This is a genomic window from Yeosuana sp. (assembly GCF_057126245.1).
In genome coordinates, this window is record NZ_DBNGMQ010000098.1 from 1 (window position 1) to 1,951 (window position 1,951).

At 23.7% G+C, this 1,951-nt stretch carries 1 protein-coding gene and 2 tRNA genes; 2 read left to right on the top strand and 1 reads right to left on the bottom strand.

Translation table 11 applies throughout. The features are described 5' to 3' along the window. Positions 1-304: 304 nt before the first annotated feature. The gene (locus AC15TD_RS13235; RefSeq protein ID WP_484452629.1) at positions 305-1,060 is read right to left on the bottom strand and encodes a hypothetical protein; all 756 of its coding nucleotides are present in this window, start codon (positions 1,058-1,060) and stop codon (positions 305-307) included. Positions 1,061-1,708: 648 nt separating this feature from the next. Here AC15TD_RS13235 and AC15TD_RS13240 point away from each other — a divergent pair. Together AC15TD_RS13240 and AC15TD_RS13245 are read left to right on the top strand one after the other, a co-directional pair. Beyond that, a tRNA-Gln gene (locus AC15TD_RS13240) sits at positions 1,709-1,780 on the top strand. A gap of 9 nt (positions 1,781-1,789) precedes the next feature. Beyond that, positions 1,790-1,862 (top strand) — tRNA-Val (locus AC15TD_RS13245). Positions 1,863-1,951 lie beyond the last annotated feature (89 nt).

The following is a 1,951-nucleotide window of genomic DNA, read 5'->3' on the forward strand; positions in this document are numbered from 1 at the left end:
AACATAAAAAGTTCTTAACGACAGCATTCTAATTATACAAAAAAGCAATTAGAAAATGAGAAATTTAAACAACATATATTTTCTATTCGAGTGCTGTGTTTGTAACTTTTGTGTACTAGGAAAAAGGTGAATTACCATTTGATCTTTAAATTGTTCATAAAACGTTGGAAACATATTATATAAAGGTGTATAAAAGTCTTTTGATTTTAGCATAGATTTCCACTCATATTCAGCTTCATTTATTTTATTTAAATTATTTTATATTTGTTTTTTTCTCATAATTGTTATTAGTATTTATATAAAATTACATTAAAGAAGGAAAAGTACTTGTAATAATATTAGCTCTTTCCATAAACTCTAGATCGTTAAGAATATTTTCTACACCCGGACGAGTCAATATTTCTTCAATTTGCTCTAAATCACGCTGCAAATCACGCAATAATCTACCTAGCTCAATAGGATTACGGTCATGCTCTCTTTGGATGAGAATTTTTACTTTTTCGTTATTCGTAATAATAACTTCCCAAATACTACGTGATTTTTCATCAACATGCTGATATTTTTCTACCTTATCTAACCAACTTGTGTAATTTTTTAAAAGTTTTACAAACTGACTAAGAATTGGTATTTGGAACTGAATTTGTGACACTACATATATTATTAATAATATTAAAAATATAATAGTAAGTATTTCGATTGATTTCATTAGTAAATTAGAACTACTATCTACAGGTAATATATTTTGTATAGTACTAATTTCTAGTTCTGATTTTATATTACTTGTTACTAATTCTTCGTATTTTTGTAACAAGACATTATGTTTTTTATTTAATTCATCGTGTTGTGTACTTAATATACAGTAATTTTTTTCAATAGTATCTATTGTTTTTCTTAACATGTAAAACATGTAAAAAGAAAACGCAGATATCATCCCAAGTAGAGTAATTATTATTATTTCAAAGTTCTTTTTTATTTCGTTACTTTTCATTTTCTCAATTCTAATTTCACCAATAATATTACAATCTTTTAAATCGTTTTTAAATTTTTCAGATGAAGTCATTCTGTACTTTTATCATGCTTGTAAATTGAAATAATTTAGTATCTCGACTAATAATCATTGTCCAGTTTTTCCATATTTCCCACCTTCTTCTTCTCTAATAAGTCAATTGAGTTTTCTTGTAGGTTTTCCATATTTTTCTAATTTGGTCGATTAAATTTTTTATTTAATATTTTAGTACTAGCAATAATGATTTTTGTAATATAACACTTTTTCCCTTATATAAGGGAAAAGATCATTTTTTATAATATAAGTAAATTTAAATAGTTAAAATATATCAATAATTATTAGTCAAGAGTAATCATTTTGTAGTTTTTTCATATTTGTATTTGTAATACTTCTCTTTTAATTCTAATTAGGTCAGTTAAGTTTTTTATTTAATATTTTAATACTAGCAATAATGATTTTTGTAATATAACACTTTTTCCCTTATATAAGGGAAAAGATCATTTTTTATAATATAAAAGAGAATAATAGTAAAAAAAACTTAAAACTATATATCTTTTTTTCTTTGAAAAGATAGAAAATTAAAACCAATAAACCAAAAAGAAGAATGAAGAATATATATATGTTAGAGTCACAAAAACTAATGTCTCATAGTTTTGGATAAAACTTTGAAAAAAGAATTTTATTTAAAGATAAAATGTAGTTTGGAATATAGCCAAGTGGTAAGGCATTCGTTTTTGGTACGATCATTCAAAGGTTCGAATCCTTTTATTCCAAAATATATAAAAATGATTAACTCAATTGGTAGAGTGTCTCGCTTACAACGAGAAAGTTAGTGGTTCAAATCCATTATCATTTAATAAAAAAATTTTAATACATAAGATATAGGGACGCACATGTTTAATAATATAACAAATACACTAAAAAGTTTCAAAATTATCAATTTCC